At 70.6% G+C, this 6,719-nt stretch carries 5 protein-coding genes; 3 read left to right on the top strand and 2 right to left on the bottom strand.

All coding sequences use genetic code 11. The features are described 5' to 3' along the window. The first annotated feature begins 175 nt into the window (after positions 1-175). Both ACFC1X_RS22585 and aroQ read left to right on the top strand, forming a co-directional pair. Complete coding sequence (locus ACFC1X_RS22585; protein WP_376356295.1) at positions 176-1,276, top strand: calcium:proton antiporter; 1,101 nt, start codon at positions 176-178, stop codon at positions 1,274-1,276. 102 nt (positions 1,277-1,378) lie between these two features. After that, positions 1,379-1,852: a type II 3-dehydroquinate dehydratase gene (aroQ, locus tag ACFC1X_RS22580; protein ID WP_376356293.1), complete on the top strand. Its 474-nt coding sequence runs from the start codon at positions 1,379-1,381 to the stop codon at positions 1,850-1,852. Positions 1,853-2,061: 209 nt separating this feature from the next. Here aroQ and ACFC1X_RS22575 read toward each other — a convergent pair whose 3' ends face one another. Continuing rightward, positions 2,062-2,718: an MBL fold metallo-hydrolase gene (locus ACFC1X_RS22575; RefSeq protein ID WP_376356291.1), complete on the bottom strand. Its 657-nt coding sequence runs from the start codon at positions 2,716-2,718 to the stop codon at positions 2,062-2,064. A 49-nt stretch (positions 2,719-2,767) separates the two neighbouring features. Next, positions 2,768-3,454, bottom strand: coding sequence for a maleylpyruvate isomerase family mycothiol-dependent enzyme (locus ACFC1X_RS22570; RefSeq protein WP_376356289.1), 687 nt, complete (start codon positions 3,452-3,454; stop codon positions 2,768-2,770). Between the two features lie 224 nt (positions 3,455-3,678). On the opposite strand from ACFC1X_RS22570, the gene uvrA reads away from it, so the two are divergent. Beyond that, on the top strand, positions 3,679-6,687 hold the full coding sequence (gene uvrA, locus ACFC1X_RS22565; protein ID WP_376356288.1) for an excinuclease ABC subunit UvrA: 3,009 nt from the start codon (positions 3,679-3,681) through the stop codon (positions 6,685-6,687). Positions 6,688-6,719: the final 32 nt, after the last annotated feature.

Raw genomic sequence — 6,719 nt, 5'->3', positions numbered from 1 at the left:
CTTTTTTGTTTATACTCCCCCCCCGCCCCCGGCCCACCCCCCCGGGGGGGGGCGGGCGGTCGCTGGCCCCCCCCCCGGGGGGGGGGGGGGGGTGCCCGCCCCCCCCCCCGCTTCTCGTTCGCCGGACCGCGTGACAGAGAATGCGGGTACCGTCGCCCTCTGCGACGATCGCCGCATGATCACGCGTCCCAGGGAGCTCATCACTCAGTGGACGGCCATCAGCCCGATGGCCGCGGTGGTGCTGCTGATCCTCACCTGGGGCCGCGATCTGCCCGGAGCCCTCGTCGCGGTGATGACGGTCGTCCTCGCGATGGCCGTGCTGGCCGCCGTGCACCACGCGGAGGTCGTCGCCCATCGGGTCGGCGAACCCTTCGGCTCCCTGGTCCTCGCCGTCGCGGTGACGGTCATCGAGGTCGCGCTCATCGTGACGCTGATGGTGGACGGCGGCGACAAGAGCGCCACCCTGGCCAGGGACACGGTCTTCGCGGCCGTGATGATCACCTGCAACGGCGTGGTGGGCCTCAGCCTCCTGGTCGGCTCACTGCGGCACGGCATCGCCGTGTTCAACCCCGAGGGCACCGGAGCCGCCCTCGCGACGGTGGCAACCCTGGCCACCCTCAGCCTGGTGCTGCCGACGTTCACCACCAGCGCGCCCGGCCCGGAGTTCTCCACCGTGCAGCTCACCTTCGCGGCGCTCTCCTCGCTGATCCTCTACGGCCTGTTCATCGCGACACTGACCGTGCGGCACCGCGACTACTTCCTGCCGATCACCCGGCAGGGCAAAGTGATCACGGTCGAGGAGCACGCCCACGCACCGTCCGCCCGTACCGCCCTGATCAGCCTGGTGATGCTGGGGCTGGCGCTGATCGGCGTCGTCGGTCTGGCGAAGGGAGTGTCGCCGACCATCGAGGAAGGAGTGGAGGCCGCCGGGCTGCACCACGCCGTCGTCGGCGTCATCATCGCCCTGCTGGTGCTGCTCCCCGAGACGATCGCAGCGGTGCGTTCCGCGCGCCGCGACCGGGTGCAGACCAGCCTGAACCTCGCCCTCGGCTCGGCCATGGCCAGCATCGGCCTGACCATTCCCGCGGTCGCCCTGGCCTCCGTGTGGCTCACCGGTCCACTGGTCCTCGGCCTGAGCTCCATCCACATGGTGCTCCTCGCCCTGACCGTGGTGGTGGCCTCGCTGACCGTCGCCCCGGGACGGGCCACGCCCCTGCAAGGAGGGGTCCACCTGGTGCTGTTCGCGGCGTATCTGGAGCTCGCGATCAATCCGTAGGCGGCGGGTACGGCCGGTCGGGGCGCCGACGCGCCGTGATAGACCGGGGGCCGAGCGGCGGTCGCGCAAGGGCCGCCGCACCCCTCACGGACCGGAGGAACCGTGCCCCGCACCCTGGCCAACGCCCCGATCATGATCCTCAACGGCCCCAACCTGAACCTGCTGGGCCAGCGACAGCCGGAGATCTACGGCTCCGACACCCTCGCCGACGTCGAGGCCCTGTGCGTGAAGACGGCGGCGGCACACGGCGGCACGGTGGACTTCCGGCAGTCCAACCACGAGGGCGAGTTGGTCGACTGGATCCACGAGGCCCGGCTGAACCACTGCGGGATCGTGATCAACCCTGCCGCCTATTCGCACACCTCCGTGGCCGTCCTGGACGCGCTCAACACCTGCGACGGCCTGCCCGTGGTGGAGGTCCACATCTCCAACATCCACCAGCGGGAGCCGTTCCGGCACCACTCCTACGTCTCGCAGCGCGCTGACGGAGTCATCGCGGGGTGCGGTGTGCAGGGATACGCGTTCGCCGTGGAGCGGGTCGCCGCGCTGGCCGGGACGGGACAGGCCCGGGCCTGAGCCCGCCGGGGCCGCCGGTCGAGGGCGGGAAAACGGGAGACCGGCGGCCCGTACCGCACGGGAGCCGTCATCCCGCGCGGGGCTGCCTTCAGTGGACCGCCCCTGTCGGTGGGCCGGGAGCGCGCGCGGAGCACCGGTGTGTGCGAACGCGTCACACGGGGCGCGCACGCCGGTTCGAGCGCGGGGCGTCCGCGCCGCGCTCCGGTCGCTCACCAGCCGCGTTTGCGCCACTCCGGCAGGTGCGGCCGCTCCGCGCCGAGCGTGGTGTCGTCGCCGTGCCCGGGATAGACCCACGTCTCGTCCGCGAGCACGTCGAAGACCTTCGTCTCCACATCGTGGATCAGGCTCGCGAACGCCTTCGGGTCCTTGTGGGTGTTGCCCACACCGCCCGGGAAGAGGCAGTCACCCGTGAACACATGGGGATGCCCGTGCGGGTCGTCGTACACCAGGACGATGGACCCCGGCGTGTGGCCGACCAGGTGGCGCGCGGTGAGCTCCACCTGCCCCACCCTGATCGTGTCGCCGTCGTCGACCGCGACGTCGGTCGGCACCGGGATGCCCTCGGCGTCGTACCGGCCGGCGTGGGTGCGGGCGCCGGTGGCGGCGACGACCTCGGCGAGTGCCTGCCAGTGGTCGCCGTGGCGGTGGGTGGTGACGACGGACGCGATGCCGTCGTCACCGATCGTGCCCAGCAGCGTGTGCGCGTCGTTGGCGGCGTCGATCAGCAGTTGCTCGTCGGTGGCCCGGCAGCGCAGCAGATAGGCGTTGTTGTTCATCGGGCCGACCGCGACCTTGGTGATCATCAGGTCCTTGAGCTCGTGCACGTCGGCGGGTCCGCCGACCGTCACCTCTCCGCTGTACGTCATGACGGCCAGCCTAGCTCCGGGAGGCGGTCCGCGGACCGCCGTGCACGGGCTACAGCGGCGGGAGTTCCGGCAGCGGGCCGCCCGTCACCGTGAGCGCGGTGCCCTCGCGGCGCCCGGCGAGCCAGCCGAGCAGATCGGCCGGGGAACCGGTCACGGTCACCTCCGGTGCGTCCGCCTCCCGGCCCGTGCGCCACGCGTGCGTACCGTCCGTCAGCCGGGTGGGCGGCACGTCCGGGTGCCCGGTGAAGCGGGCGGCGAGGAAGTCGGTCTCGCGCCCGATGAACTCCGCCGGAAGATCCTCCAGCTCGTACCCGATGCCCAGGTCCACGTGGTGCAGCTCCACCTCGACCCACCGCCGGAAGGGCACCCGGGACGCGGAGTCGGTGACACCGTTGCGCAGCTCCACCGTGCGCGACCAGTCCGCGGGCGCCGCACCGGCCGCCTGGAACCCGGCCGCGCTCTCGCGCACGTCCGCGAGCTGGGCGTCGAGGGACCGCGGAGCGTCCCGCTCGATGTCGGCGTCCCGGGCCTCGCCGGAGACGTACATGGGGCGTCCTTCGAGGACGTTCACGAGCGCGTCGGCGTTGCGGGCGAGATGGGCGAGGACGTGGCCGCGGCTCCAGCCGGGAAGCCGTGACGACTCCGTCACGGACGCGTTGTCCAGTTTCCCGACCGCGGTGAGCAGCCGTTCGGTCGCGTCACGTACAGACGCCAGGTCATGAGCGTGATCAATCATGGTGCTGACCCTAGACCGGGCCACACCTTCGGGTGAAGGTTGTGGACGACGCCCGCAATTCGAATGTGCGTGCTATAAGGTCGGATGCGGCGTCGGGCATGCTGGGAAGTCGGGGTTTGTTGACAACCGGTGAATCCGACCGGCGTTGTCAGTGGCTCCCCCTAGTCTGAGAAGAGACGGGGGCCCCGCCCCTGTCACTTCTCTCAAGAAAGGTGCGGACCGGCGTGGCCGACCGTCTCATCGTCCGTGGCGCGCGCGAGCACAACCTGAAGAACGTCTCGCTCGACCTGCCGCGTGACTCGCTCATCGTCTTCACGGGCCTCTCCGGGTCGGGCAAGTCCTCCCTGGCCTTCGACACCATCTTCGCCGAGGGCCAGCGGCGCTACGTGGAGTCGCTCTCCTCCTACGCCCGGCAGTTCCTCGGCCAGATGGACAAGCCGGACGTCGACTTCATCGAGGGCCTCTCCCCGGCGGTCTCCATCGACCAGAAGTCGACCTCGCGCAACCCGCGCTCCACGGTCGGCACCATCACCGAGGTCTACGACTACCTGCGCCTGCTCTTCGCCCGCATCGGCAAGCCGCACTGCCCGGAATGCGGCCGGCCGATCTCGCGCCAGTCGCCGCAGGCCATCGTCGACAAGGTCCTGGAGCTGCCGGAGGGCAGCCGCTTCCAGGTGCTGTCGCCGCTGGTGCGCGAGCGCAAGGGCGAGTTCGTCGACCTGTTCGCGGAGCTCCAGACCAAGGGCTACTCCCGCGCGCGGGTGGACGGCGAGACCATCCAGCTCTCCACCCCGCCGACGCTGAAGAAGCAGGAGAAGCACACCATCGAGGTGGTCGTCGACCGCCTCACCGTCAAGGACTCCGCCAAGCGCCGCCTCACCGACTCCGTCGAGACCGCGCTCGGCCTGTCCGGCGGCATGGTCGTGCTCGACTTCGTCGACCTCCCCGAGGACGACCCCGAGCGCGAGCGCATGTACTCGGAGCACCTGTACTGCCCGTACGACGACCTGTCCTTCGAGGAGCTGGAGCCCCGCTCCTTCTCCTTCAACTCGCCCTTCGGCGCCTGCCCCGACTGCTCCGGCATCGGCACCCGCATGGAGGTCGACCCGGAGCTGATCGTCCCCGACGAGGACAAGTCCCTCGACGAGGGCGCCATCCACCCCTGGTCGCACGGGCACACCAAGGACTACTTCGGCCGCCTGATCGGCGCCCTCGCGGACGCGCTCGGCTTCCGCACGGACATCCCCTTCGGGGGCCTCCCGCTGCGCGCCCGCAAGGCCCTGCTGTACGGCCACAAGACCCAGGTCGAGGTCCGCTACCGCAACCGGTACGGCCGCGAGCGCCGGTACACCACGGCCTTCGAGGGCGCCATCCCCTTCGTCAAGCGCCGGCACAGCGAGGCCGAGAGCGACGCCAGCCGTGAGCGCTTCGAGGGCTACATGCGCGAGGTGCCCTGCCCCACCTGTGAGGGCACCCGGCTCAAGCCCCTCGTCCTCGCGGTCACCGTCATGGGCAAGTCGATCGCCGAGGTCTCGGCGATGTCCATCAGCGACTGCGCCGACTTCCTGGGCGAGCTCAAGCTCAGCGCCCGCGACAAGAAGATCGCCGAGCGCGTGCTGAAGGAGGTCAACGAGCGACTCCGCTTCCTGGTCGACGTCGGCCTGGACTACCTCTCGCTGAACCGCGCGGCCGGCACGCTCTCCGGCGGCGAGGCCCAGCGCATCCGCCTGGCCACCCAGATCGGCTCCGGACTCGTCGGCGTGCTCTACGTCCTCGACGAGCCGTCCATCGGCCTGCACCAGCGCGACAACCACCGGCTGATCGAGACCCTCGTCCGGCTCCGCGACATGGGTAACACCCTCATCGTCGTCGAGCACGACGAGGACACCATCAAGGTCGCCGACTGGATCGTCGACATCGGCCCCGGCGCCGGTGAGCACGGCGGCAAGGTCGTGCACAGCGGCTCCCTCAAGGGACTGCTCGACAACGCCGAGTCGCAGACCGGCCTGTACCTGTCCGGCAGGAAGGCCATCCCGCTGCCCGACATCCGGCGCCCGCACGACCCGTCCCGGCAGCTCACCGTGCACGGCGCCCGGGAGAACAACCTCCAGGACATCGACGTCTCCTTCCCGCTGGGCGTCTTCACGGCCGTCACCGGTGTCTCCGGCTCCGGCAAGTCGACCCTGGTCAACGACATCCTGTACACGCACCTGGCCCGCGAGCTGAACGGCGCCCGGAGCGTGCCCGGCCGCCACACGCGCGTGGACGGCGACGACCTCGTCGACAAGGTCGTCCACGTCGACCAGTCGCCCATCGGCCGCACCCCGCGGTCGAATCCGGCGACGTACACCGGCGTCTTCGACCACGTCCGCAAGCTGTTCGCCGAGACGACGGAGGCGAAGGTCCGCGGCTACCTGCCCGGCCGCTTCTCCTTCAACGTCAAGGGCGGCCGCTGCGAGAACTGCGCGGGCGACGGCACCATCAAGATCGAGATGAACTTCCTCCCGGACGTCTACGTCCCGTGCGAGGTCTGCCACGGTGCCCGGTACAACCGGGAGACCCTGGAGGTCCACTACAAGGGCAAGTCCATCGCCGACGTCCTGAACATGCCGATCGAGGAGGCGACCGACTTCTTCGAGGCGGTCCCCGCGATCTCCCGGCACATGAAGACGCTCAAGGACGTCGGCCTCGGCTACGTCCGGCTCGGCCAGTCCGCGACCACCCTGTCCGGCGGCGAGGCCCAGCGCGTCAAGCTCGCCAGCGAGCTGCAGCGCCGCTCCACCGGCCGCACGGTCTACGTCCTGGACGAGCCGACCACCGGTCTGCACTTCGAGGACATCAGCAAGCTGCTGACGGTCCTGGCCGGCCTGGTCGACAAGGGCAACACGGTCATCGTCATCGAGCACAACCTCGACGTGATCAAGACCGCCGACTGGGTCGTCGACATGGGCCCCGAGGGCGGCGCCGGCGGTGGCCTGGTGGTCGCCGAGGGCACGCCCGAGCAGGTCGCCGGGGTGGCCACCAGCCACACCGGCAAGTTCCTGCGGGACGTCCTCGGTGCCGACCGGATCAGCGACGCGTCCTCGGTGCGGAGCCCGCGCAAGGCGGCGGCGAAGACGGTGGCGTCCAAGGCCACCGCCAAGAAGACCGCGACGAAGTCGGTCGCGGACCCGGCCGCGAAGAAGGCCGCCAAGCCCGCCGCGAAGAAGACGACGCGGACGAGCAAGGCCTGAGCCGAGTCCAGGCGCCGCACCGGCCACGGCGA

Source organism: Streptomyces sp. NPDC056128, assembly GCF_042263835.1.
Taxonomy (GTDB): domain Bacteria; phylum Actinomycetota; class Actinomycetes; order Streptomycetales; family Streptomycetaceae; genus Streptomyces.
This window is presented reverse-complemented; position numbering and strand designations above follow the sequence as displayed.

What these genes read in the sequence shown, in the direction of transcription:
- ACFC1X_RS22585 (WP_376356295.1), top strand. Translation starts at nt 176, where the DNA reads ATGATCACGCGTCCCAGGGAGCTCATCACTCAGTGGACGGCCATCAGC.
- ACFC1X_RS22570 (WP_376356289.1), bottom strand. Translation starts at nt 3,454, where the DNA reads ATGATTGATCACGCTCATGACCTGGCGTCTGTACGTGACGCGACCGAA.
- ACFC1X_RS22575 (WP_376356291.1), bottom strand. Translation starts at nt 2,718, where the DNA reads ATGACGTACAGCGGAGAGGTGACGGTCGGCGGACCCGCCGACGTGCAC.